This is a genomic window from Cobetia sp. SIMBA_158, from assembly GCF_046566945.1.
GTDB classification, from domain to species: Bacteria; Pseudomonadota; Gammaproteobacteria; order Pseudomonadales; family Halomonadaceae; genus Cobetia; species Cobetia amphilecti.
This window is the reverse complement of sequence record NZ_JAWJYL010000003.1, coordinates 158,040-183,847: the sequence shown is the minus strand read 5'-3', so window position 1 is coordinate 183,847 and position 25,808 is coordinate 158,040. Positions and strand designations below refer to the sequence as shown.

Here is a 25,808-nt window from a genome sequence, read left to right as displayed (position 1 = left end):
GAGGTCGGGCGCACATCTCTTCGGACGTGTCACACCAGAGTATCTTGGGGATGGATGCGTCATCGGGGCCCGGTGCCACGCTGAATCTTCTTCAAGCATCGTGGGCAATGGCGCCAATTGACCTGTTGGTCAGTGACGGTTGTGCGAAATCTTGCCCACACAAAACGCGAGATGCAATCGTCAATGAGGGCAAGACGCAAGGTTGCCGATGACAATGGCAACCTTGCGCGGTCTTTCCTTGCTTGGGGCCGGAAACCCAATGATCGATAGCGCCCATCACATCGCCGTCATCACTTTCGTCACTGCCATCACATCAGTCGATGCGGCCTTCTTCCACGGCGTGGCAGGCGACCTGACCGGTGTCCGTGGCGATCAGGCGCGGAATCTCCGTGCGGCAACGCTGATTGGCATGCGGACAACGGCCATGGAAGACACAGCCCGAAGGCAGATTGACCGGCGTCGGCACCTCGCCCTCGAGGCGAATGTGATTGGGTTTGTCATCATGCAGGCGCGGGATCGCCGACATCAACGCCTGGGTGTAGGGGTGACGCGGGCGGGCGAACAGTGAGCGGGTGTCCGCCAGCTCGCACAGCGTGCCCAGATACATCACCGCGACGCGGGTGCCGAAGTGCTCGACCACGGCCAGGTCATGGGTGATGAACAGATACGTCAGGTTGCGTTGCTCCTGCGCCTCCATCATCAGGTTGAGCACCTGCGCCTGGATCGACACGTCCAGCGCCGAGATTGGCTCATCGGCGACGATGAATTCCGGGTCCACCGCCAGCGCACGGGCGATCGAGATACGTTGACGCTGGCCGCCGGAGAATTCGTGGGCGAAACGCTTGCCCCAGTCCGGGTCGATGCCCACCGAGCGCATCACCTCCTCAATCTTGTCGCGCACCTCGCCATCCTTGAGCGTCGGCTGATGGAAGCGCAGCGGCTCCTCCAGCGTCTGCTGGATGGTCATGCGCGGATTCAGCGACGCATAGGGATTCTGGAAGATCATCTGCATGCGACGGCGGTAGGGCAGCAGGTCCCGCGGGGCCATATTGTCGATGCGGGTGCCGTCAAAACGGACCTCGCCACCACTGGGCTTGAGAAGCCCCATCACCGTGCGCGCGACCGTCGACTTGCCACAGCCGGATTCCCCGACCACGCACAGCGCCTCACCGCGTTTGACGTCCAGCGTGACGCCATTGATGGCGTGCACATATTCCTGTTTGCGACGCAGGCGTCCCTTCTCGAAGGTCAGCTGCTCGAGAAAGTCGCCGGACAACGAAAAGCGCTTCTCGAGATCACGGATTTCCACCAGGGTTTCGCCAAGCTCGGCGCTATCCATAGGGGGGGAGGCCTGGGAGGAGGACTGAGCGTCCTTCAGAATTGCCGCGCTCATGCGTTCACCTCCGTGCGGTGGCTGTCAGTGGGAGTGGCGCCATTGCCGTTGGCATCGGTGATGATCGGGGTCCAGCGCTCGCCGGCCACCATGGCATCGACCATATGACAGGCCACCTTGCAGTTGCCGGAGTGGGCAAAGGCCGGCACCTTCTCGAGGCAGATGTTCGCCGCGAAATCACAGCGTGGATTGAAGGCGCAGCCGGCCGGAATCTTGGTCAGGGTCGGCATCGAACCACGAATCTGGTTCAGACGGCTGCCCGGAGTGGCCATCTGGGGCAGGGCGTTGATCAGCCCCTGGGTGTAGGGGTGCTGAGCATCATTGATGATCTCGCGGGTCGGTCCCTGTTCGATGACGCGCCCGGCATACATCACCAGGGTGCGCTGAGTGACCTGGCTGACCACCCCCAGGTCGTGGGTGATCAGGATCAGCCCGACGTTGTGCTTCTCGCACAGCAGCAGCAACAGTTCCATGATCTCGGCCTGGATGGTCACATCCAGCGCGGTGGTCGGCTCATCGGCGACGATGATGTCCGGGTCCAGCAGCAGCGCGATGGCGATGATGATGCGCTGACGCATGCCGCCGGACAGCTCATGGGGGTACTGATCCAGGCGTTTTTCCGGTGAGGGAATGAAGACCTGATTGAGCTTGTGCAGGGCGATGGCGCGCGCATCCTTGCGGGAGATGCGGCGGTGCGCCTTCAGGCACTCGATCATCTGCTCGCCGATGGTCAGCACCGGATTGAGCGTCATCATCGGGTCCTGGAAGATCATCGAGATGCGGTTGCCGCGAATCGACTGCATCGCCTTGGGCTTGAGGGTGTTGAGCACCTCGCCATCGAACTTGATCTCGCCGCCGGCGATGTAGCCGGGCTTGGCGATCAGATTCAGGATGGTGAAGGCCGCGACCGACTTGCCGGCCCCTGATTCACCGACGATCCCCAGGCGCTCACCGCGTTCCAGGGTGAAACTGACGTCGCGCAGGGCGCGGACCTCACCGCCTCGCATGGCGAAGCGGACGTCGAGGTTGTTGACTTCAAGTAGTGCCATTGTCTTGACTCCTCTCGGCTTCAGCCCTTGTAGAGACGCGGGTTCATGACATCACGCAGCCAGTCGCCCAGCAGGTTGATGACCAGGACCAGCACGATCAGCACGCCACCGGGGATCAGCGTGATCCACCAGCTGCCTGACTGCAGGTAGTCGAAGCCGGACTTGATCAGTGACCCCAGCGACGGCTGGGTCTCCGGCATGCCGAGACCGAGGAAGGACAGCGCCGCCTCCGAGATGATCGCGTTGGCGATCTGCACCGTGGAGATGACGAAGATCGGCGACAGGGTGTTGGGCAGGATGTGACGGAACATGATGCGACGGGAGCGGAAGCCCATCACCCGCGCGGCATCGACGTATTCCTTGTTCTTCTCCGCCAGCACCGAGGCGCGGACGGTACGCGCATACTGCGGCCATTCCGCCAGCCCGATGATCAGGATCAACAGGATCAGCGCGTAGTCCGAGAAGGCGGCGCCACCGAAGGTCGCCTTGATGATGGCGCCCACCACGATGGCCACCATCAGGGTCGAGAACGACAGCTGGATATCGGCCATGCGCATCAGGAAGGCATCGATACGCCCACCCAGGTAGCCCGCCAGCAGCCCGAAGGTCACGCCGAGCAGTGCCTGCAGGATGACCGCGCCGAAGCCGATCAACAGCGACACGCGCGTGCCGTAGAGAATGGTGGAGAGCAGATCACGCCCCTGGGCATCGGTGCCCAGCAGGAAGGCCGGATCACCGCCCGCCATCCACGCCGGCGGCAGCTCCGAGTTCATGATGTCGATACTGGCCAGGTCATAGGGATCAGCCGGGGCGATCCACGGCGCGAGGAAGGCCCCGAGCACCATGGCGATGAACACCAGCAGACAGGCCTGAGCCATCCAGTCGCGCTTGAAGCTGTAGACCAGGTAGGACTCGCGGAAACGCTGCCAACGGCCGGGGACCACGATGGAGCTGGTCTTCGGGGTGACGGGCGCGTTGCTCGATTGGGTGTTGGATTGGCTCATGCCGGTTTCCCCGCAAGCTTGACGGTGGGGTTGACCAGTCCGTAGATCAGATCGACGAGAGTGTTGGTGATCACGAAGATCACGCCGACCATCATCAGGTAGGCCACGATCAGCGGGATGTCGGAGCGGGTGATGGCCTCGAGGAACATCAGGCCCATGCCCGGCCACTGGAAGACGGTCTCGGTCAGGATGGTGTAGGCGACCATGGTGCCGATCTGCACGCCGCCGACGGTGATCACCGGCAGCATGGTGTTCTTCAGTGCGTGCAGGAAGTAGATACGCTTGAGGCCGATACCCTTGGCGCGCGCGAACTTGATGTAGTCCGACTGCAGCACTTCCATCATCTCGGCACGAATCAGGCGAATGAACAGTGGCAGCATGATCGAGGCCAGCGAGATGGCCGGCAGCACCAGGTGCCAGAGGCCGTCGGCGGTGAAGAAGCCGCTCGACCAGGTGCCCGCGACGTGCACCAGCTCACCACGTCCGTAGGAGGGCATGCCGCCATCGGTGGACAGCATGCCGTTCAGGACACTGCCCCAGGTGGTGTCGCTGGGGAACCAGTCCACCGTCACGCCGATCGCGAACAGCTGGATCAACACGATGGCGGTCAGGAAGACCGGCACCGAGATGCCGATGATCGAGGTGCCCATGAACAGGCGTGACAGCCAGTTGCGCGGGCGAATCGCCGCGAACACCCCGATGGGCGCCGAGAGCAGGATGATGATCAGGCTCGAGGCCATCACCAGCTCCAGCGTGGCGGGCAGGTGCTTGAGAATCACCTCGGTCGCTGGCTGCTTGTAGAAGTACGAGTTGCCGAGATCGCCCTGCAGGGCATTGCCGGCAAAACGCAGATATTGGGTGATGAAGGGGTCGTTGAGGCCCATTTCATCGCGCATGACTTCACGCTGGGCTTCCGACACGGCCTGGCCGGTCATCTCGCGCAGCGGGTCGCCCAGGTTGTCCTGGATGGCGAAGCTGATGATGCTGATCACGAACATGACCAGTACGGCGTGCATCAGGCGTTTGATCAGAAAGGCAATCATGGATCGCCACCTTCCTCGTGAACATCACGGTCTCGCGCGCGTCGGCCCTATCCATGCTGGCCGATCACGCTGGGTGTCAGGTATCCCGCCTGTCGCTGGCCTGCCATCGGGCACAGGCTCCCCAACCCATCACCGAGAGGCGATGACCAAGGGGGAAGAACAGGCGGGGGTAAGTCGTCGCGTTCAGGTCAGCAGGGCAACCAGAGAGTTCGCTTAGGCTATCTCCGGTTGCCTGACTTGCCTGTCGCGAGGGGTGCGTGGCCAGGAACATGGCGCTGAACGATGCAAGGCGGTTCAGTGCCTGTCCCTCAGTCACGCGGCGGGATCACTCCTGGTCGATGACCAGATCCCCCAGGTACGGGAAGTTCATCACGTTCAGCACCGGCTCGATGTTGACGCCATCACGCGCGCCCCAGGCCAGGTTCTGCCAGTGCAGCGGCACGAAACCGGCATCGTCGTAGACGGCTTTCTCGGCGGCCTGCAGCATCTTGGCGCGCTTCTCGGTGTCGGTCTCCAGGTTGGCCTCGGTGACCATCTTGTCGACGTCCGGATTGCAGTAGTTGCCGGAGTTGTACTGACCGACACCGCTGTCGGCATCCGGGCAGAAGGTCAGGAATTCGAAGAAGTTGGCACTGTCTTCGGTGTCCGAGTGCCAGCCGATCATCATCATGTCGGCGGCACGCGCATCATATTCCGGCCAGTACTGGGCCTTGGGCAGGGTCTTCAGATCCACCGTGATGTTGATCCTGGCCAGCATCGAGGCCACGGCCTGGGCGATCTTGGCGTCGTTCACATAGCGGTTGTTGGGCGCCATCATGCTGATCTCGAAGCCATCCTCGTATCCGGCTTCCTTCATCAGCTCCTTGGCCTTGGCCACGTCATAGCGCGGCGTCAGCTCGGGATTGTGGCCCTGATAGCCATCCGGTGACATCTGGGCGGCGGGGGTCGCGAAGCCTTTCATCAGCTTCTGGGCGATGCCTTCCTGATTGATGGCGTAGTTGACGGCCTGACGGACACGCTTGTCCTTGAAGGCTTCGACACGCTCCTGGTTCATCTGGAAAGTGATGATGCGGGTGCCGCCCATCTCGACCAGGTGCACGCCGTCCTGCTTGCGAATGCGCTCCAGATCGGTCGGCGGTACCGGCGCGATGAAGTCCATGTCGCCGGAAAGCAGCGCCGCGACACGCGTGGCGTTTTCCTTGATCGGCGTCAGCACGATGTCATCGACGTTACCCGGGGATTCGGTATCCCAGTAATCCTCGAAGCGCTCGAAACTGATCTTCACGCCCTGCTGACGGTCCGCGACCTTGTAGGGGCCCGTGCCGGACTCGTTGCGTGAGGCGAAGGTGTTGGCCGCCTTGGCGATCTCATCCTTGGCCTTGCCGTCTTCGGTCTCGCCGGAATAGAACGCGCTGTCCATCGGGAAGATGTAGGTGGCGGCATTCAGCACCAGCGGGAAGGGCTTGTCAGTCACCAGATCCACAGTGTAGTCATCGACGGCCTTGACGTCGGTGAACGGCGCGAAGATGGCCTTGAAGTCGGCACTCTTCTTGAGGCGCTCGATGGTCCAGACCACATCCTTGGCGGAGAAGTCATTGCCGGAGTGGAACTTGACGCCTTCGCGCAGGTGGAAGCGCATGGTGTTGTCATCGATACGCTCCCAGCTCTTGGCCAGGCGGCCATCGAAGCCGAGGTCCTTGTTCCAGCGAATCAGCGGGTCGTAGACCATATGCGACAGCTGCAGGGTGCCGCCGGAGAGCTGTTCGTGGATATCGAGGGTCACGGGGTCAGCGTCGTAGGCCATGCGCAGGGTGACGTCTTCGGCCATTGCCGGAGCCGCCATGGCCAATGTCGCGCTGCCGATCAGCGCACACAGGGTCTTCTTGGGCAAGAAAGACTGGAGGGCATTCTGACGGGTCATGAGCATCCCTTTGCTTGTGTAGTTTGATTGTTGTTGTGGCGATCCTGCGCGGCTGTCGAGGCAGACACGCGGGATGCGTTCTAACAGTAGAGAGTCACTTGGTCGCGGGACAATCGAAATGTTGAGTAGCCGGATGCAGGTGGTGAATAGCCTTTTCCTGGCCACGCAACGTCATCCAGGCTGGTGCAGGGCGCGAGATCGACGAAGCGACACACCGGATGTCACACGACAATGCCATCTCTCACCTCAATAACGCCGTGAGCTGCGCGCGCTTCCTCTCAGGGCAATACGGAGCGATTCAGCCCTGCCATATGCTGGGCAAGCCGCCGTGACACTGGTCTTCCTCGTTCACGCTGCAAGCCTTCACGACAAGTCAATTCCAATAGAATCAACTATTTGAAGCAATATTGATGATCGAGGTCTGGGGGAGTTCTCGGGCGCTGCATGGCCGTGGTGTGTATCAGTTCCGTCAGTCGACGGGGCCTGTTTGAGAGACATTGCGTACGCTGAATACCGCCAATCCGGCTTCAGGCCACCTGGCGATAAACAGACACCATCAGCGGTAGAAAAGCCGACAGGATAGGCGGTGATTCTCCACTGCGTGCAGTCTCTGCACCTGATTGGTGCGCATGGCGTTCTGCGACCAAAGTTGCGCCTCAGAGGTCCTCCACGAAGGCCTGCAAGGGCGATACTGCGCAGTAAAATTCCCGAACGCTGCGCTGAAAACACGTGAAAGACTTTCCAGCGCCGGTGACAGCCAGGCCTGATTCCATTCAATAGACGCCAAACCCTAGGTGATCAGACGCGACGAAGGGTTGCCGAGGAGGCAAGCAAGGATATTGCAAAAAGGGACAGTAAAAGGGAGGGAGACAAAGAGCAGAAAGCAGACCCAGTTCGGCGCGATCGCGCACGGGAGACCTGAAACGCGACGCGCCTCCCGAGAGGGAGGCGCGTTGGAGGGCACTGATGTTGCTACCGGCATCCTGCAGCACCGGCAGCTGGATCAGGTCGGCCTGATCAGTCCTGCTGCGGCAAAGGCTCGATGCGGTCCACACGATACAGCTGCGGCACCTGTGACAGGTTGCTGATGGTGCAATCGAGGTTGTTCACTCGACCATCGGACAGGCCGTAGACCCAGCCGTGCACTTCCAGCTTCTGACCGCGCTCCCAGGCACGCTGCAGGATCTTGGTTCTGGCCAGGTTCTGCACCTGAGAGCGGACATTGAGTTCACACATGCGGTCGACCTGCTCATCCAGCGGCAGGTCCTTGAGCTCGTCATAGTGCAGGTTGTAGAGCTCACGCAGGGTGTGCAGCCAGTAGTCGACCATGCCATTGTCACCGCCGGTGATCGAGGCACGCACGCCACCACATCCGTAATGGCCGACAATCATGATGTGCTCGACCTTCAGGACATCGACAGCGTACTGGATCACCGACAACGCGTTCATGTCGTTGTAGTGGATCAGGTTGGCGACATTGCGATGTACGAAGACTTCGCCGGGCGGCAGGTCGATGATCTGGTTGGCCGGTACGCGGGAATCCGAGCAGCCGATCCACAGAAAATCAGGATTCTGCTGGTCCGAGAGGCGCTTGAAGAACTCAGGGTCGCGCTCGGTCATGGATTCAGCCCAGACCTTGTTTTGCTCAAGCAGCTTTTCGATATTGCTCATGGCAGGGAGACCACTTTTTCAAATGACGGGGGCAGGGGACGGTTGTCGCACAGGGGCGTTGGCCGTGATGCCTCTCGGGCGCAGAGCCTCTTGGCTCAGGCCAACAGGCAGGCATTCACGGCAGCGTCAGGCAAGACGTCAGAGCGCTAATGCTACGAGCAACAGTGTTACGAGCAACAATGTTACGCGCCCGCAGAGCGCTTCGCCAATGACGGTGCTAGCCCCTGTGCCAGCACGTTGTAACTTTTGTCTAACATGCTTGTTGGACATATTTACCGTGTCAGAGGCCACAGGGTCAACCTGAAGGCCGATACGTGGGTAACCGTGCCCAGCGACACGGGACTCCCGAGGCCGCGCGAGTCCTGATACCATGTGGCCAATTCATCAAGGAGATTCCCGTGACCGATCAGACCCATCAGCCTGCGACAGGCCAGTTTGACTTCGACCTGTTCGTCATTGGTGCCGGCTCCGGCGGCGTTCGCGCTGCCCGGACCGCCGCCGCGACCGGCGCCCGCGTTGCCGTGGCAGAAGACCGCTACCTCGGCGGTACCTGTGTCAATGTCGGTTGCGTGCCCAAGAAGCTCTACTCCTACGCTGCCCACTATCATGACTCCTTCAAGGACAGCGCTGGCTTCGGTTGGGATCTGGGCGACGCCCCGCGCTTTGACTGGGCGACCCTGCGCGATCGCAAGACCGCCGAGATCTCTCGTCTGAACGGCATCTATCGCAATCTGCTCAACAATTCCGGTGCCACGCTGATCGAAGGCCGTGCCAGCATCGCCGATGCCAACACCGTCGTCGTCAATGGCGAGCGTCACACCGCGGCCAAGATCCTGGTTGCCACCGGTGGCTGGCCGTTCCTGCCGGACTTCCCGGGTCGTGAACATGCGCTGGATTCCAACCGCATCTTCGATCTGGAAAGCTTCCCGAAGCGCTTCTTCGTCATCGGTGGTGGCTATATCGCCGTCGAGTTCGCCAGCATCTTCAATGGTCTGGGTGCCGAGACGCACCTGAGCTATCGCGGTGACCTGTTCCTGCGCGGCTTCGACAACGAAGTGCGTGAGTTCACGCGTGACGAGATGGCCAAGAAGGGCGTCAACCTGCACTTCAACACCACGGTCGAGTCCATCGACAAGCAGGGCGATGTCTACAGCGTGCGCCTGAGCGATGGCCAGGTGCTGGAAGTGGATTGCATCCTCGCCGCCACCGGTCGCAAGCCGAACATCGAAGGCCTGGGGCTCGAGAATGTCGATGTGGCGCTGAATGTCGATGGCACCGTGCGCGTCAACGAGCGCTTCGAGACCACCACCCCGTCCATCCTCGCGCTGGGTGACATCATCGGTGGCCCGGAACTGACGCCGGTGGCACTTGAAGAAGCCATGCACCTGGTACGTGCGCACTTCGGCGACGGCGTCGTGGGTGGTCTGGACTACGACAGCATCGCGACAGCGGTATTCTGTCATCCGAACATCGGTACCGTCGGCCTCAGCGAGGAAGCGGCGCGCGAGAAGTTCGACAGCATCCGCGTCTACACCGCTGACTTCCGTCCGCTCAAGCACACCCTGTCCGGCAGCGATGAGCGCAGCCTGATGAAGCTGATCGTCGATGACGCCAGCGACAAGGTCGTCGGCGTGCACATGGTCGGTGATGAAGCCGGTGAGATCATGCAGGGCATCGGCATCGCCGTGCGTGCCGGCCTGACCAAGGCCGACTTCGACCTGACCGTGGGCATTCACCCGACGGCAGCGGAAGAGTTCGTCACCATGCGCAGTGTCACGCGCACCTGACAAGCCAGTCGCAAAGAAGGCTCGTCGAAATGACTGAGCTTCGAAAAGACTGAACGTCGAAACAGAGCGTCGAAAACAGAACGCCCCACGGCCTTGCCGTGGGGCGTTTTTGCATGCGTCTTCTGCGTGCTCCCAGGCGCAAATCAACTGCGAAAGGGGAGTCATGGTTACTGAGTAACGGTGCAGGTTACACAGTCAACAGCTGCGACTATCTGAATCCGCGCTGAAAGTTGCACGCAATGAGGAAGTGGCATTCCTCGATAGGCGAGGGACAAGTCGCTGTCTGCGCAGTTCACTGCCAACACCTACACCTTTCGTAGCATAAAGCATGACAAGCTGGTACTCGCGCACTTCAGCTATGCTAGTCTCAGTGCAGCGTTATGCACCTCAAATTACTGAAATATCAGCCATGTGGCAGTGGATAAGCCTGAAAATCGGCCTGTTTCACACGCGATACAAGCAAGGGTCTGGCCGGTATCGAGGTGCACGACGGCAAGACCAATAACAAGCCAGCAAAGGGAGTTTCAACATGACCATGATCAAGAAGTCGCTGACAGCGGCGGTCGCGACCGCAGGTCTTGGCCTGATGGGGATCTCCGGAGGCGCCAGCGCCGCCGAGCAGACCTTCGTAACCATCGGCACCGGCGGTGTAACAGGCGTTTACTATCCGGCTGGTGGTGCAATCTGCCGCTTGGTCAACCGTGGCAAGGCCGAACACGGCATTCGCTGCAGCGTCGAGTCCACGGGCGGTTCCGGCTACAACCTGAACAGCATCCGTACCGGCGAGCTGGACATGGGCGTTGCCCAGTCTGACGCGCATTACAATGCCTATGAAGGCAAGGGCGATTTCGAAGACTTCGGCCCGAACAAGGACCTGCGTTCACTGTTCTCCCTGCACCCGGAACCGTTCACCGTCGTCGCTCGCAAGGACAGCGGCGTGACCGAGTTCGACCAGCTGGAAGGCAAGCGCATGAACATCGGCAACCCGGGTTCCGGTCAGCGCTCGACCATCGACACTCTGCTGTCCTCGCAGGACAAGGACACCAGCGTGTATTCCGTGGCCTCCGAGCTCAAGGCCTCCGAGATGTCTTCCGCACTGTGTGACAACAAGATCGACGGTTACGTCTACGTCGTGGGTCACCCGTCCGGTTCCATCAAGGAAGCGACCACCACCTGTGACGCCAACATCGTCAATGTCACCGGCGACGCCGTCACCAAGCTGGTCGAAGAGAAGCCTTACTTCTCCGTCGCGACCATCCCGGGTGGCATGTACCGCGGCAACGATGACGACGTGACCACCTTCGGTGTCCGCGCCACCATCGTCTCCAGTGCCGAAGTCGAAGACCGCGTCGCCTACGAAGTGGTCAAGGCCGTGTTCGACAACTTCGATCAGTTCCAGCGCCTGCACCCGGCGTTCCAGGTCCTGAAGAAGGAAGAGATGGTCAATGCTTCCCTGACGGCGCCGCTGCACGATGGCGCCAAGCAGTACTACAAGGAAGCTGGCCTGCTGAGCGAGTGATATGCCCTGCGCGCCTCGCCTGCGAGGCGCCGTGCATGAACGCTCACCCTGTGCTCAGGGAGCCGAGCACAGGGAGCACAGGGAATTCCCGGAGACCGCACTCGTTGCGGTCTCCGTGCTTGTGGAAAGTCTGCATTCCCGGGCGGCCACTCAGGTCGTGCAGGAAAAGGTCGAGCAGGAAAGGGCCAACCAGGAAAAGGCCAAGCAGGGAAAGCGCAGCAGAGACACCCGCCGTCATTGCGCAATCAAGACTTGCCTGCGAGTGGCAAGTGGCGTGACGGCAGCCGCAGCATGGACAAGCGTGACCAGGCAAGGTCTCACGCTCGTCACGAGCCTAGCTCGCTGCCCGTTCAGGAAATCGTTCAGGAAATTTACGCCCTGAACGGGTGAATCAATGGAAACATCTGTCAGGCCGGACATACTGAAGACGTAACCAGCTTGATAAGCATGTGGTTGAGCAGGGCCTTCTGGTCGAGCAAGAAGGTGACCTGTCAGCCATCGCCTGACTCGCGTACCGGATCACAAAAAATGACCAAAACCCAAACTGCAGCAACGTCTCAGGCGCCAGACGCCGAGACGCATCATGATGCTGAAGTCCTCGAGATGCTGGAGTCGGAAACCGGCGGCCGTCATCCCGTAGGCTTCGTGGGCCGCCACTTCATGTGGCTGATTCCACTGGCATGGTCGTTGTTCCAGCTTTACCACGCCTCGCCGTTGTCACTGCTAAATTCCGACACCGCGCGCGCCGTGCATCTCTGTTTTGCCATCTCGCTGGCCTTCGTGGCGTACCCGGCCTACAAGGGGGCTCCCGCCAATCGCATTCCCCTCTATGACTGGGCCCTGGCGATCTTCGCCGTGGCGGGTGTCGCCTATGTGCTGATCTTCAGTGATGAACTGGCACGTCGCGCTGGCGCCTATACCACCGTGGACCTGGTGTTCTCGGGAATCGGCCTGGTCCTGCTGCTGGAAGCCACACGGCGCGCACTCGGGCCGCCCCTTGCGGTCGTCGCCAGCGTCTTTCTTCTCTACAGCCTGTTCGGCGCCTACATGCCCGATGTCATCGCGCATGCCGGGGCCAGCCTCAACAAGCTGCTCGGCCACCAGTGGCTGACCACGGAAGGGGTGTTCGGGGTCGCGCTCGGCGTTTCCACCGACTTCGTGTTCCTGTTCGTGCTGTTCGGTGCCTTGCTGGAACGTGCTGGCGCCGGCAACTACTTCATCCGCATGGCCTTCTCCATGCTCGGCCACATGCGGGGCGGACCGGCCAAGGCCGCCGTCGTCGCCTCTGGCCTGTCCGGCATCATCTCCGGCTCCTCCATCGCCAACGTCGTCACCACCGGCACCTTCACCATCCCGCTGATGAAGAAGGTCGGCTTCCCGGCCACCAAGGCGGGCGCCGTGGAAGTGGCCGCGTCCACCAATGGCCAGCTGACGCCGCCGATCATGGGCGCCGCGGCCTTCCTGATGGTCGAATACGTCGGCATTCCTTACCTTGACGTCATCAAGCATGCCTTGCTGCCGGCATTGATCTCCTACATTGCCCTGATCTACATCGTGCACCTGGAGGCGTGCAAGGCCGGCATGGAAGGCCTCAAGCGCACCCAGAAGACCAGCATGATCGCGACCTTGCTGACTTTCCTGACCGTCTTCATCGGCATGGGAATACTCACGCTGGTCGTCTACTACGGCATCGGCTGGATCAAGACCCTGGCGGGGGATGGCGCGGTCTGGATCGTGCTGCCGCTGCTGCTGGCCTCCTATGTGGCACTGATCGCCTATTCAGCACGCTTCCCGGAACTTGGGGAAGGCGACATCGATGAACTGCCGCCGGTCGGCCCGACCGTCAAGGTCGGTCTCTACTTCCTGTTGCCGGTCGTGGTACTGGTGTGGTGCCTGACCGTCGAACGCATGTCACCGGGGCTGTCGGCCTTCTGGGCCGTGCTGTTCATGATCTTCATCACCGTGACCCAGCGTCCGCTGGTGGCCATCTTCCGCAAGGAAGGCAATGTCGGCGGCGCCGCACAACGCGGTGGCGAAGACCTCTTCCATGGCCTGGTGATCGGTGCCAAGAACATGATCGGCATCGGCGTGGCGACCGCGGCGGCAGGTATCGTCGTTGGCACCGTGACCCTGACCGGGCTGGGTCTCAAGATGACCGCCTTCGTCGAGTTCATCTCGGCCGGCAACCTGATGCTGATCCTGATCTTCACCGCCGTGATCAGCCTGATTCTGGGCATGGGCCTGCCGACGACTGCCAACTACATCGTCGTCTCGACGCTGATGGCGCCGGTCATCGTCAATCTGGGCGCGGAAAACGGCCTGATCGTGCCGCTGATCGCCGTGCACCTGTTCGTGTTCTACTTCGGGATATTGGCCGATGACACGCCACCGGTGGGGCTAGCCGCCTTCGCGGCGGCCGCGATCGCCAAGGCAGACCCGATCAAGACCGGTATCCAGGGTTTCACCTACGATATCCGCACCGCGATCCTGCCGTTCATGTTCATCTTCAATACCAACCTGTTGCTGATGAACATCGACAGCTACTGGCACCTGGCGATCACGGTGGCCTCGGCCGTCGCGGCGATGCTGGTCTTCGCGGCGGCGACGCAAGGCTACTGGCTGACGCGCACGCGCTGGTACGAGACCATCGGTCTGCTGCTGATCACCTTCACGCTGTTCCGTCCGGGCTACTGGTGGGACATGATCTATCCGCCCACCACCATGGCCGCGCCGCAGCAGATCGAGACGCTGATCGCCGAAGCGCCGGTGGACAGCAAGCTGCCGATTCACGTCTCGGGCATCAACCTGGATGGCGACGAGGTCTCCAAGACCGTGTTGCTGCCGGTCTCTGACGCCGAGAGTGGCGAAGCCCGTCTGACCGATGTCGGCCTGACGCTGGATATCAGCGACGAGCAGGTGCTGGTCAGCATGATCGAGTACGGCAGCGTGGCACAGCAGGCCGGCATCGATTTCGACTACACCATCGATGGCATCCAGCAGACGGCTGAGCGTCCGCCGAAGGAAATCGCCATGCTGCCGGCACTGGCATTGCTGTGGCTGATCGGCTTCCTGCAGGTACGTCGACGTCGTCAGCAACCCGCCGTTGCCTGACGCCGACGCGCTATCCGCTCGACAAGGTAGCGTTTGAGCACCAACCCTCACGGCGGAAGCCGTAAGGGAATAAACAAAAGCCGCCCCCGAGATGCTCGGTGGGCGGCTTTTTCATGCCTGCGGCGCGGCTGGCTCTCTCTGCTGCCAGGTGGCGCTGCTCAGCATGCTGCTGTCAGGCACCAGGCAAGAGGGCATTTCATGAGGGAGCAACAGTATGCGCCTGCCTTGCGTGACCTGTCTGCAAGGCTAGCGTGAAATATGAACGCGTTTTTGCAACACGATCGACATATTCATCATGCTAGCTTCAAGGGGCACACTCCAACGGAAGGCATGTCGCCAATGGTAAGAGTCGAGAAGCAGTCCCGTCGTCTGTACGTCCTCGATACCAACGTGCTGATTCACGACCCCTCAGCCCTGTTCCAGTTTGACGAGCATGATGTCGTCATCCCGATGACGGTGCTGGAGGAGCTGGACAAGCACAAGAATGGCAACAAGGAGATTGCCCATACCGCCCGCCAGATCAGCCGTACGCTGTCCGATCTCACCGCGGATGTCACACCTCAGGAAATCCTGCGTGGAATTCCGCTCCCGCCTTCCATGAATGGCGCGGGCAACCTTCACTTCCTCTCCGGCCATGTCGATCAGAGCGACGCCTGTGCCGACAATCGCATTCTCGCCGAGACTCGCAGCCTGTCTGCACGCTGTCAGGACGCCTCGGTCATCCTGGTGACCAAGGACATCAACCTACGCATCAAGGCCGCCGCCCTGGGCATGGCGGTGGAAGACTATCTAACGGATCGCGCCTTCACCGACAGCGACGCCATGATCGAGGGCGTCAAGCTCTTTCATGAGGCCGGCCACGACGGCCAGGGCGTCTGGGACGACATGCAGGTCGATGTCACCGTCACGCGCGAGCACCATCGCACCTTCTATGAGCTGTCAGGCCAGATGCCCAAGGACTGGTACCCGGGCATGCTGATCGCGGATTGTGATGGGGATGATGGCGCCAGCTTCGAGGCCATCGTGCGCGAGCTGGAGCACGACTATGCACGCCTGGAAGTGCTGCAGAACTATCGCAACGAGCGCAGCGCCTGGGGGGTGAATGCCCATGACAGTCGCCAGAACTTCGCCCTCAACCTGCTGATGGACGACAGCGTCGACATGGTGTCGATCGCGGGCAGTGCAGGCACCGGCAAGACTTACATGACGCTGGCTGCCGCGTTCGAGCAGACACTGGAGAAGAAGCGTTTCGAGCGCATCATCTTCACCCGCGCGCCGATCGCGATGGGCGAAGAGATCGGCTTTCTGCCCGGCACCGAAGAAGAGAAGATGTCGCCGTGGATGGGAGCCTTCCATGACAACATGGACAACCTGCTGCGCAAGGAGGGAGAAGGCACCAGCGCCTGGAACGAGGAGGCCACGCGCGCCTGGATCGGCAATCGTGTCCAGATTCGTTCACCATCCTTCATGCGTGGCCGCACGCTGAGCGATACCTTCCTGATCATCGATGAAGCCCAGAACCTGACGCCCAAGCAGCTCAAGGGCCTGCTGACACGGGCGGGCGCCAACACCAAGGTGGTACTGCTGGGCAATGTGGGCCAGATAGACACTCCCTATCTGACCGCCAACACCTGCGGCCTGGCGGTGGCAGTGCAGCGCTTCAGCTCGTGGCCGCATGCCAGTCACGTGACACTCAAGTGTGTCGAGCGCTCACGTCTGGCGCTGGTCGCGGAAGAGCTGCTGTGAGATGTTCGCCACACTTTTGACAACCTGGTTCACCCGATGGCGTCGCCATCACGACACTGACGGTTTTGATATCTCAACAGCACTGACAAAAAACGCCGCCCATCAGGGCGGCGTTTTCGTGTGCATTGCATCACGTCAGTCATGGAGATCATCACGCCGCAAGTGCGTGGCGATCACTCGGCAAGGCTTTCAGCATACGAAGGGCGGCAAGGGCGCAAAGGCCAGGCGTTCCTTGAGCAGCTTGTTCTCATGCGTCAGCTGCCCCAGCTGGGCCTCCAGGCGTGAGTATTCCGCCGAGGAGTGCTCCAGCTGCGCGCGCATGTCCTTGAGCTCCGTCTCGCGCTGCTGGCGAGCCGAGCTCTCCTCAAAGCGGCGACGCTCTTCTTCCTGCAGCTGCTTGCGTTGCTCGGCTGCCTGGGCATCGAGACGCTCGACGCGCTTCTCGAGCTGCTCCTGACGACGTCGATGCTGCTTGTCGAGCTCGCTCTTCTCGAGGCGCGCATCATCCAGCATCTTCATCAGGCGCGTTTCACTGGCCTCATGGCGCGCCTCTTCCTGTGCGAGGCGCTCCTTCCACTCGCTTTCCTGCGCCTGGATCGTCTGCTGATGGCGCTCGTGGTCCACTTCGCGCGTGCGCTCCATGGCCGCGATGTCTTCCTGGGCCAGGGTCAGGCGCTTTTCGAGCTTGTCCTGCAGCTGCTGCCAATGTTCCTGCTCATTGGTCAACGTCGCCAGGGCCTGCACACGCTCTTCAAGGCGCGCCTGCACCTGGGCCAATTGCTCGGACAGGGCACTGAGGCGCTGTTCGGCATCTTCCGCGCGGCGCTGTGCCTGCGCTTCGGCTTCACGCGCCTCGACGGTCTGCTTGTCCGCTTCCTGGCGATAGTGCACCAGGCTTTCATTGGCCAGTGACTGCGCCTCCTTCCAGACCGTGGCCAGGGTCTCGGTGAGACTGTCAGGCATGGCCTGGCTCAGCGGCTCATCACGCTTCTCGGCGCGCCGATGGCGCCAGTCACGCAGGTGATCGCTGATGGTGGTGAAGCTGCCGGTCCCCAGCACTTCGCGAATCTTCTGCACGCTCGGGGCCTCGCCCCGTGCCATCAGTGACTCGATGGCTCGTTGTACATCCTCGTACTGGACGCCAGTGCGCGCCATGGGAATCTCCGTCCGTAGTCTGTCATTGATACGTCGTCAGTCGTTGCTGCTTGACCGCCATTACGCCACGAAGCGCGGCCAACTACCACTCTCCAGCACGCGCTCTCGTACACGTAAAGGCAGCGGATGGACCACACCATCTGACGAGAGCAATACCTTGGATGCCGCTCGCCTTCTTCTGCCATCAGTCCACCCCCAGCCTGGTGCCCATCTTAGCGATGTTTTTTGACAAGATAAAGATAATTACATATTACGTAATACGTAATTTACGATACAGGAGGGCTGATAAATTCATGATTACGCGCCTTATCTTGAATTATCATGGATGTAACGTCACAATTAGCCCCGAGGGCAGGGCAAGCTTGAACAAGACAGGAAAAGGAAGGACCGCGAGGCGCCCCAGACCGGCGCACGCCTGATATGAGGCGCCAGGCGGGCGATATACAGCCAAGACGCAGCTACGGGAGTTACCGGTGGAAGAAAGCACGCACGACGGCATCACCGCGCTGGTCGGGCATCTGGAGGGCGAGCTATCCAGAGCGCAGCAGCATGCCCAGCTGACGACCACTGATGATCGCTCACTGATTCGCGCCCGCACGAATGTCGAGGCCGTGGCCTCTTGGCTCAACGAATATCGCCACAGCGCTCAGACGCTTCGTGCCTATCGCAAGGAGGCGGAGCGCCTGCTGCTATGGCTCAAGGCCGAGGGAGAGCAGGGCAGAGAATCAGCCCTAGCCAGTCTGGATCGCGAACGCCTCGAACACTTCGAGGCGTTTCTGGCCGACCCGCAGCCTGCAGAGGTCTGGGTCGGCAGCGTACGCGCTCGCAAGCATCCGCAGTGGCGTCCCTTTCGTGGCCCGCTGGCCCCCGCCAGCCGCCGCCAGAGCCTGGTGATTCTACAGGGCATGTATGCCTGGCTGATCGAGGCTGGCTACCTGTCACGCAACCCGTTCCGCCTGATGCGCGACAAGCGCCGGATGGACAACCGCACGCTGCGCATCGAACGCTATCTCGAGCGCCCCTTGTGGGACTGGCTGTGGGGGTGTATCGAAGCGCATTGCGAGGAGCTGACACCGGTCGGCGCTTCACCTGAGGACGGAGTGTCCCGCGAGCGCTTCATGGCCGAGCGCCAGCGCTTTCTGTTCGCATTCGCCTATCTGATGGCGCCCCGCATCGCGGAAATGGCCGCCGCGAGGATGGGCGATATCGTCAAGCGGGAAGGTCAGTGGTGGTGGCGGGTGATAGGCAAGGGCGCCAAGCTAGCCGAGATTCCGTTGCCGCCGCCGATGCTCGAGGCGTTGGTTCGCTGGCGACGCCTGCGCGGGCTCAGTGATCTGCCGCAGGCACTGCCCACCGATGAGTCGCTGCCGTTGCTGGCACGTCTGGATGGCACGACACCGCTCGGCGACAACCAGCTCTACCGCTTGATCAAGCAGGCTTTTGCCCAGGCCGCCAACGACATGCGCCAGCGAATCCAGAGCCCCGGCGATGCCAGCGAGCTGATGGCACGCACCCTCGATCAGGCAAGCCCTCACTGGCTGCGCCACACCGCGATCACCCATCAGGCACAGGCCGGGGTAGAGCTGCGCTTTCTGTCGCGCTCCGCCAGACACTCGCGACTGGATACAACATCTCGCTACCTGCACGCCGAGGACAGCGAGTGGCAGCAGCAGATGGCCAGACATTCGCTGGCGACGCCAGGCCATCCGCCTGAGGCGCCAGAGCACGACCCATGAGCGTTGTCACACACGCTCAGGCCCGAAGGCGCCGTGCGTCCGGCGAGGTCAGGCGTTATTATGGCGACAGCGTATCTTCAGACACTTTGCAGTGACATCACCGGGAGTCAGCATGAGCGACGCGCAACAAGCGCAGGCGGAACTGGTCGAGGAATTCAGCTTCTTCGACAACTGGATGGACCGCTATCAGTACATCATCGACATGGGCAAGGCGCTACCGGAATACCCGGAAGCACTGAAAGGTCCTGAGACCAAGATCGACGGCTGCCAGTCCAACGTCTGGATTCATCCTGAAGTGCGTGGCGAAGGCAGCGAGCAGCGCCTGCATTTCCAGGCGACCTCGGACGCCGCCATCGTGGCAGGCCTGATCGCCGTGGTACTGCGCATCTACAACGACCGGACGCCGCAGGAAATCGTCGCCACCCAGCCGACCTTCCTCAATGAGCTCGGCCTCGACAAGCACCTCTCGCCGACACGTTCCAACGGCCTGCATGCGATGCTCAAGCGCATCTACGGTGTGGCCGAGCTGCATGCCAACGCGTAATTTTGCCCACTGAGCGCTGAGCTGAAAGATAGAGACACAACGCCCGCGCTGCCACTGGAAATCTGTGTGGCAGCGCGGGCGTTGTGTCATCAGAGTCTCGAGGTGTCAGGCTGCGGGGGACGGCTGCCGTTCACAGGGCGATTGTCGAACGATGACCATTGGCGAACCTGCCAGCGGGTCGGGATGAATCTCCGCTTCCACCGAGAAGACCTGCTGCATCAACTCTGACGTCGCGGCTTCTTCGGGAGAGGCGCTGATCGCCAAACGCCCCTCCTTGAGCATGATGATGTGATCGGCATGACGAAAGGCCTGGTTCAAGTCATGCAGCACGGCGATGACCGTCTGTCCCTGCGCGACCATGTCACGGATCATGTCCATCAACTCCACCTGGTGATTGATGTCCAGATAAGTTGTCGGCTCATCCAGCAGTACCAGGGGCGCACGCTGTGCGAGCACCATTGCCAGCCATGCGCGCTGTCGTTGGCCACCGGACAGATCGTGCAGCCATCGATCGGCCAGCTCGCCTATCTGAACGCGTTCGATTGCCTCATCGACGATCCTGCGGTCGCTGGCTTTCAGTCGGCCCCAGAGGTCGTTGTAAGGGCTTCGTCCATACCCCACCAGCTCGCGTACGCTGATCCCCTCTGGAATGGTCAGCACCTGCGGCAGGAAGGCGATCTCGCGCGCCAATGCCTTGGCCGATGTCTTGTGAATCGACTTGCCCTTCAATGTGATGGTGCCGCGAGTCGGTGACAGAGTCCGGGCGAGACTCTTGAGCAGTGTGGACTTGCCGCAGCCATTCGGGCCAACCAGTGCAGTGAACTTTCCCTTGGGGATCTCGACATCCAGTCCATCGATGATAACGCTATTGCCATAGCCCAGCTTGAGGTCGTTGATCTCGAGAATCGTCGCGCTTGTCATCTATTTGACCTTGTAAAGCAACCACAGGAAGTACGGCGCACCGACGATGGCGGTAAGTACTCCAGCGGGGATTTCTGAAGGTGGCATCAGTGCTCGCCCCACGGTGTCCGACAGCAGCAGAATCATCGCACCAATGATCGCCGCGGCAGGCAGTACCTGAAGGTGTCTGCCACCCACGATCCTGCGTGCGATATGTGGCGAGACCAACCCCACGAAAGTGATCGGCCCGACGATGGATACCGAGACCGAGACCATCATCACCGCAAGCCCTAGAGCACACCAGCGAAGACAGCTCATCCGCACGCCCAGTGCGGCGGCGGACTGATCACCTAGTGCCGTCAGATCCAGAGGCTTGGCTAGCAGCAACGAGGCGATCAGCATCGGCACCAGAGACGCCGCAGGCCAGATCTGCTCCCAGCCACGTGCCCAGAGGCTGCCCGTGAGTGACAGCAGAGCGGTGTTGACCTCGGTAGGGTGGGTCAGTAACAGGAACTCGGTGATCCCGGAGAACGTTACCGAGATCGCGATGCCAGTCAACGCAAAGCGGACCGGCTCGAAATCATCGATATGGTAGGACATCAACAGTGCGGCGCCGCAGAAGCCGCCAATGCCTGCCACCAGCGGGAGAAGCTCGGGAGGTGTGGTAGGAAAGATGAGCAGGGCAATGCTGAGTGCCAAGCCAGCACCTTGCGTCACGCCCAAGATATCCGGTGATGCCAATGGGTTGCGGATGATGCCTTGAACCAGTGCGCCGGAAACTCCCATCGCCGCGCCAGTCAGCAGTGCGATCAGGCTTCTCGGCAAACGGTGGTTCCAGACCACGAAATCCTGCGCATCGTGCTGCAGCAGCATTCGCGTGATGTCGGGCAGGCTGACGGTATGCTCTCCCAGCATCAGTGCCAGCAGCAGCATCATCGCCGATGTGACAGACAGGAGGCTCAGTTTCCATGTGGCAGTCATCACAGCTTCCTCGCCATCAGGAGGAAGAAAGGTGCGCCGATCAAGGCGGTAATCGCGCCTGCAGGTGTCTCGGAAGGGAACGCGACCCAGCGACCAATGATATCGGAGACGAGCAGAAGGATGGCACCACACAGCGAGCTGCCCAGCACCAGCGGGCGATAGTCCACACCAATCAGGCGTCGCGCGATATTGGGTGCCATCAAGCCGATGAAGCCGATAGGTCCAACCACGGCTACCGTGACGCCTACCATGATCGTGCCAGCGGTGAAGGCAAGAACGCGCAGGCGCGTCAGGGACACGCCCAGTGATTGGGCATTCTCATCCCCGAGGTTCAACAAATTGAGCGGCTTGGCCAGCACGATGCACAGCAGGAAGGCTGGCACGAACACGACGCACAGCAGCCATACTTCTGGCCATCGCACTCCTACCATCGAGCCGGCCAGCCAGTTCAATACGCCCATGGCACGCTCTTCCGCCAGCAGTACCACGAGTCTCGTCATGCTGGCGCAAAGTGCTGCCACGGTGATGCCTGCCAGCACCAATCGCGCACGTGAGGCCTGTGCCGACCATGCAGCGCCCAGCATGAAGACGATCAACCAGGCAGCGCCGCCACCAATCACGGAAATCAGCGCATTACCAAGCGGGAGAGAGAAGGGCAGCACGCCGCTGGAGACCAATGCCAGCCCAAGGCTTGCGCCACCTGTTACGCCCAACATGCTGGGAGAGGCGAGATTGTTGCGTGAGATGCCCTGCATCAAGAGTCCTGCCATGCCCAGCAGAGCGCCGATCAGGATTGTTGCCAGGGTTCGCGGCAGACGGATCTGACCGATGATCTGTGAGGTCATGCCCCCGGTTTGGCGTTGCAGGAGAAAGTGCCAGATGTTGGCTGGTGTCAGAGTAAAGGTCGAGAAGGCCCATAAGGACCACCAGCTCAACACAAGCAGTGCCATCAGTGACAGCAAGGCATAGAGGGCTGAAGACACCCCGCGAGGCGCGGGGCTGCTCGAGGTACGTGATATGGGCGACATTATCGGCTTTGGACATCCTGATAACGGTCATCAAACATCGCAGCAACATCGGCAGCGATCTTCTCAGCGGCCATGATGCCGCGATTTCGGGCCCAGGCATTGGGGGCAACATGATAGACATGCTGCTGTTTGACGGCCGTCAGCATTTGCCAGAGTGGCTCTTTCTGCCATTTGTCCACAATGGAGGGATGACGATAATCGCCCACCATGAAGTATTGCGGATTGACGGACAGGAACTGCTCCAGCCCGACGAAGTTCTGGGAATCAGGCCCCGCATCCGGCACCTCCAGGCCTAGAGCCTCGAGGACAGAGCCGTCATAGGAGTCCGGGCCGTGCAGAGACAGGCTGTCTTCGCGCGCTACCGCAAACACGGCACTGGCGCCATCGGGAACCTTCTCGGCATAGCTGGCCATGATGTCGGCATGCTTTTCAAGGCGCGCCTGCATGGCATCGCGCTTGCCGACCGATTTGGCCACGATGCGGGCCGATTCCAGGCTTTCGGCATAATCCTCACCACGCGATGGCAGTAGCAAGGTCGGTGCGATAGCTGCCAGCTGGTCATACATCTTGGTGTGACGATTGACATCCGCGATGATCAAATCCGGCTTGAGCGCTGCAATAGCCTCGATACTTGGCTGGGCACGCTTACCCACGGAAGCGAAGTCCCCCAGCACATTGCGCACTTCCGCTGGCAACCGCTTCGGGTCATTGTCGTCCGCGACGCCTACGGCGGGAACACCGATGGAGGCGAGGGAGTCCGCGAAGGAGAATTCCAGCACGACCACGCGCTCAGGAGTCTCGGGAATGGTGACGTCGTGGCTACCGTCGTTGATCGTGATGGCCCCAGCCTGGGCGACAGGCACCCAGGCGACGACAGCCGTGACAACGGCGAATAGTAGGGAACGAAACTTCATGTATGGCTCCGGCTTTGAATCATTGGTCGGTGCATGCATCAACTTGGCAAGCTGGTGTCGCGGGGCCTTGCTGCATGAATCGTGACGCAAATGCGTCTGACAACGTTTCAGCCACAAGGTGCCCACTCAGGAATCATCGCCTCGAGGCGCAGGATGCCATTGGCGCGTGATAACGCGAATTCTCAGGAGATAAACTGGCACCGGGCTCACCCTTTCCGATGTTCCTTCACCTCCAGAACATGCGTCATGGCCTGATGCTGACCATCCCAGACATACCGCAGATGCGGCCCCTGAATGGGAATACTGACCGCCGGCGGACGCAGGATAGCCGCGCACTCGGCGCTTGCATCCACCTGAGCGTGGCGCACGCTGGGGTAGAGCAAACCGAAGCTGCCAGCTTCTCGCAACCTGGCGGCAAAGGCTTGGCCGGCTGGGTAGCTGGCCATGTCTGGCTGACAGAGGGCGTCATGGCCCTCGCGAATGTCATGCAGTGGCTGCGTCACGCGATTGACGTAACTGCGCATGGTCATTTCCTGACTGGGCTGCGCGGTATCGGCCAGAAAGCGTGCCATGTGGAAGCGGGTCTCGCTGATCGCGGTATCCAGCGTACTCGCGCAGTAATAGACCCCGAAACTGCCATCAGTAAAGCGCGAGGCACGCCCTATGTGCGTGAAGGCCGCCATCACCGGCGTGGAACCCGGCCCGCTGATGCGATCTTGCGGCGCGACGCGACTCAGCTCGCCGGCTTCTTCACGCAGGCGGTCATTGGTCAGCGCCTCGATGGCAAACGCCATCTCCAGCTCATCAGGCTCGAGAATGTCCTCGAATACCGAAATGGGCGGGAAGGCACTGGAGATCACGCGCCAGGCGTTCTGCCAGTCCGGCAGCGTCAGCGCGGGCAGGGCGGAGTCATCGGCATGCTTGCCTTCGCTCGTCCATTCGCTCATCCACGCACTCCGTCGAGATAACGGCGAGTGTCGGCCAGCGAAACCACCTGTCCGGCCAGCATGTAGTCCAGCGCACTCTGGCCATTGAAGGGCGCCGCACGATTGGGGCGACGCACCCATTCATGGGCCATCTCGGGCGTATTGCTGAACAGGATGCGCAGGGCCTTGTGAATCCCCATCACGTAGGAGATACGCTCCAGGGTGTCGTTGGGCAGGCGCACTTCCGGCAACTTGCGATACTTGTGATAGGTAGTGGTACCGATGCCCCCCAACAGCACGCGCTGATCCGCCGCGCTGCACTGCCACTTCTCCATGATGTTGAAGAAGGACTTGAGGGCAACGCGGCCCGCACTGGGGCTGGTCGGGGACACACGATCGAGGGCGGCTGCGGTGGACATGACATTCTCCTGCTGACTGACGATGGCGTCACAACTGACGCCATACACATGTGAATGATAACACACAAACACTTCACATGCGCAAAGCCATCCGCAAGGCTTAGCCGTTCACAGAGCACACGACCTAGTCACTCGCAAGGTATACGCCCTCAAGGCCTGGGGGCGTCGTCCTCATCATGCGCATCACAGCAACTGGCAGACGAGGCGTGCCCCTTGCGCGGTGGCACGGGGTCCACGCCACCCGGCCCGCCCAGCGGGTGGCAGCGTGACAGACGCCTCGCCGTGAGCCAGCACCCCTTGAGGGGCCCATGCAACTTGATGGCCTCCAGTCCGTAACTGGAGCAGGAAGGGTAGAAGCGACAGCGCGGTCCCAGAAGCGGGCTGAGCACCAACTGATAGCCGCGCAGCAAGCCGGTCAGCAGGCGCGTCATGAACGACGTCACGCCGCGCTTGAGGGAGTGGCGACGTTCAGGCGTTGCCATACAGGGTGTTCGGGTCAATGATCGGTGCATCGGTAATCTCGGCACCTTCAGCATCCAGGCGCCAGTAGAAGCAGCTCTTGCGGCCGGTATGGCAGGCAGGGCCTGTCTGATCGACCTTGACCAGCAGGGTGTCGCCATCGCAGTCCAGATGCGTACTGACCAGCTTCTGCTGTTGGCCCGAGCTTTCGCCCTTGCGCCACAGCTTGCTGCGCGAGCGCGAGAAGTAGCACACGCGACCGGTGGAGAGCGTCTCGCGCAGGGCTTCGGCGTTCATCCACGCCATCATCAATACCTCGCCGCTGTCATGCTGTTGCGCGATGGCGGGAATCAGGCCGTCACCATTCCAGGGCAAGGCGGCGATCAGCGCCTCCAGCGCGACCTTCTCACCGATATCGGCATTCTCCAGCGACTTGAGCAGTCCATCCTGTGCCATTGAGGGGGTTCCTTGCAGAGTTCATATCGAAGCCCCTGCCAGCGTG

Annotated in this window: 21 protein-coding genes; 6 read left to right on the top strand and 15 right to left on the bottom strand. The window is 61.2% G+C overall.

The features are described 5' to 3' along the window. Window positions 1–313 precede the first annotated feature (313 nt). The 6 genes from R2R70_RS06760 to can all read right to left on the bottom strand — a co-directional run bounded on the left by R2R70_RS06760 (window position 314) and on the right by can (window position 8,081). Window positions 314–1,339: an ABC transporter ATP-binding protein gene (locus R2R70_RS06760; RefSeq protein ID WP_213113848.1), complete on the bottom strand. Its 1,026-nt coding sequence runs from the start codon at window positions 1,337–1,339 to the stop codon at window positions 314–316. Between the two features lie 50 nt (window positions 1,340–1,389). Further along, a complete protein-coding gene (locus tag R2R70_RS06755; protein ID WP_082388765.1) occupies window positions 1,390–2,442 on the bottom strand; it encodes an ABC transporter ATP-binding protein in 1,053 nt (350 codons plus the stop codon). A gap of 20 nt (window positions 2,443–2,462) precedes the next feature. Next, window positions 2,463–3,446, bottom strand: coding sequence for an ABC transporter permease (locus tag R2R70_RS06750; protein ID WP_052384673.1), 984 nt, complete (start codon window positions 3,444–3,446; stop codon window positions 2,463–2,465). Beyond that, complete coding sequence (locus R2R70_RS06745) at window positions 3,443–4,489, bottom strand: ABC transporter permease (RefSeq protein ID WP_054556671.1); 1,047 nt, start codon at window positions 4,487–4,489, stop codon at window positions 3,443–3,445. The genes R2R70_RS06750 and R2R70_RS06745 overlap by 4 nt, the downstream gene beginning before the upstream one ends. Before the next feature lie 325 nt (window positions 4,490–4,814). Further along, window positions 4,815–6,410, bottom strand: a complete 1,596-nt coding sequence (locus tag R2R70_RS06740; RefSeq protein WP_410977653.1) for an ABC transporter substrate-binding protein — start codon at window positions 6,408–6,410, stop codon at window positions 4,815–4,817. A 1,017-nt stretch (window positions 6,411–7,427) separates the two neighbouring features. Continuing rightward, complete coding sequence (gene can, locus R2R70_RS06735) at window positions 7,428–8,081, bottom strand: carbonate dehydratase (RefSeq protein ID WP_043334249.1); 654 nt, start codon at window positions 8,079–8,081, stop codon at window positions 7,428–7,430. Window positions 8,082–8,479: 398 nt separating this feature from the next. Here can and gorA point away from each other — a divergent pair, with 398 nt between their 5' ends. The 4 genes from gorA (at window position 8,480) to R2R70_RS06715 (ending at window position 16,244) form a co-directional block, all read left to right on the top strand. Continuing rightward, window positions 8,480–9,868 (top strand): glutathione-disulfide reductase, encoded by a 1,389-nt coding sequence (gene gorA, locus R2R70_RS06730; RefSeq protein WP_043334248.1) that lies wholly within the window; start codon window positions 8,480–8,482, stop codon window positions 9,866–9,868. 535 nt (window positions 9,869–10,403) lie between these two features. Beyond that, window positions 10,404–11,387, top strand: a complete 984-nt coding sequence (locus R2R70_RS06725) for a TAXI family TRAP transporter solute-binding subunit (protein WP_215824541.1) — start codon at window positions 10,404–10,406, stop codon at window positions 11,385–11,387. A 528-nt stretch (window positions 11,388–11,915) separates the two neighbouring features. Next, window positions 11,916–14,498 carry a TRAP transporter permease gene (locus tag R2R70_RS06720; protein ID WP_153635767.1) on the top strand — a complete coding sequence of 861 codons (2,583 nt, stop codon included), beginning with the start codon at window positions 11,916–11,918 and terminating at the stop codon, window positions 14,496–14,498. A 339-nt stretch (window positions 14,499–14,837) separates the two neighbouring features. Continuing rightward, complete coding sequence (locus R2R70_RS06715) at window positions 14,838–16,244, top strand: PhoH family protein (RefSeq protein ID WP_043334244.1); 1,407 nt, start codon at window positions 14,838–14,840, stop codon at window positions 16,242–16,244. Window positions 16,245–16,433: 189 nt separating this feature from the next. Here R2R70_RS06715 and R2R70_RS06710 read toward each other — a convergent pair whose 3' ends face one another. Next, window positions 16,434–17,399, bottom strand: coding sequence for a DNA-binding protein (locus R2R70_RS06710; RefSeq protein WP_303568017.1), 966 nt, complete (start codon window positions 17,397–17,399; stop codon window positions 16,434–16,436). 473 nt (window positions 17,400–17,872) lie between these two features. Between R2R70_RS06710 and R2R70_RS06705 the strand changes: the two genes are divergently transcribed. Continuing rightward, window positions 17,873–19,135 carry a tyrosine-type recombinase/integrase gene (locus R2R70_RS06705; RefSeq protein ID WP_410977652.1) on the top strand — a complete coding sequence of 421 codons (1,263 nt, stop codon included), beginning with the start codon at window positions 17,873–17,875 and terminating at the stop codon, window positions 19,133–19,135. 112 nt (window positions 19,136–19,247) lie between these two features. Beyond that, entirely contained in the window at window positions 19,248–19,679 is a 432-nt protein-coding gene (locus tag R2R70_RS06700) for a SufE family protein (RefSeq protein ID WP_054556665.1), read from the top strand. Between the two features lie 105 nt (window positions 19,680–19,784). On the opposite strand, the gene fecE is transcribed toward R2R70_RS06700, so the two are convergent. From fecE to hisI, 8 genes are all read right to left on the bottom strand, one after another. Further along, a complete protein-coding gene (gene fecE, locus R2R70_RS06695) occupies window positions 19,785–20,600 on the bottom strand; it encodes a Fe(3+) dicitrate ABC transporter ATP-binding protein FecE (RefSeq protein ID WP_410977651.1) in 816 nt (271 codons plus the stop codon). Then, window positions 20,601–21,560 (bottom strand): FecCD family ABC transporter permease, encoded by a 960-nt coding sequence (locus R2R70_RS06690; RefSeq protein ID WP_054556663.1) that lies wholly within the window; start codon window positions 21,558–21,560, stop codon window positions 20,601–20,603. It abuts the gene before it with no gap. Continuing rightward, window positions 21,560–22,510: an iron chelate uptake ABC transporter family permease subunit gene (locus R2R70_RS06685; protein WP_054556727.1), complete on the bottom strand. Its 951-nt coding sequence runs from the start codon at window positions 22,508–22,510 to the stop codon at window positions 21,560–21,562. The genes R2R70_RS06690 and R2R70_RS06685 overlap by 1 nt, the downstream gene beginning before the upstream one ends. Before the next feature lie 77 nt (window positions 22,511–22,587). Continuing rightward, on the bottom strand, window positions 22,588–23,502 hold the full coding sequence (locus tag R2R70_RS06680) for a Fe(3+) dicitrate ABC transporter substrate-binding protein (RefSeq protein ID WP_410977650.1): 915 nt from the start codon (window positions 23,500–23,502) through the stop codon (window positions 22,588–22,590). 206 nt (window positions 23,503–23,708) lie between these two features. After that, on the bottom strand, window positions 23,709–24,449 hold the full coding sequence (locus R2R70_RS06675; RefSeq protein WP_205741723.1) for an RES family NAD+ phosphorylase: 741 nt from the start codon (window positions 24,447–24,449) through the stop codon (window positions 23,709–23,711). Beyond that, entirely contained in the window at window positions 24,446–24,847 is a 402-nt protein-coding gene (locus R2R70_RS06670) for an MbcA/ParS/Xre antitoxin family protein (RefSeq protein WP_052384668.1), read from the bottom strand. The genes R2R70_RS06675 and R2R70_RS06670 overlap by 4 nt, the downstream gene beginning before the upstream one ends. A gap of 149 nt (window positions 24,848–24,996) precedes the next feature. Then, window positions 24,997–25,329 (bottom strand): membrane protein insertion efficiency factor YidD, encoded by a 333-nt coding sequence (gene yidD / locus R2R70_RS06665; protein WP_410977649.1) that lies wholly within the window; start codon window positions 25,327–25,329, stop codon window positions 24,997–24,999. Further along, entirely contained in the window at window positions 25,316–25,762 is a 447-nt protein-coding gene (gene hisI / locus R2R70_RS06660; protein ID WP_043334240.1) for a phosphoribosyl-AMP cyclohydrolase, read from the bottom strand. Before hisI ends, yidD begins: the two co-directional genes overlap by 14 nt. Window positions 25,763–25,808 lie beyond the last annotated feature (46 nt).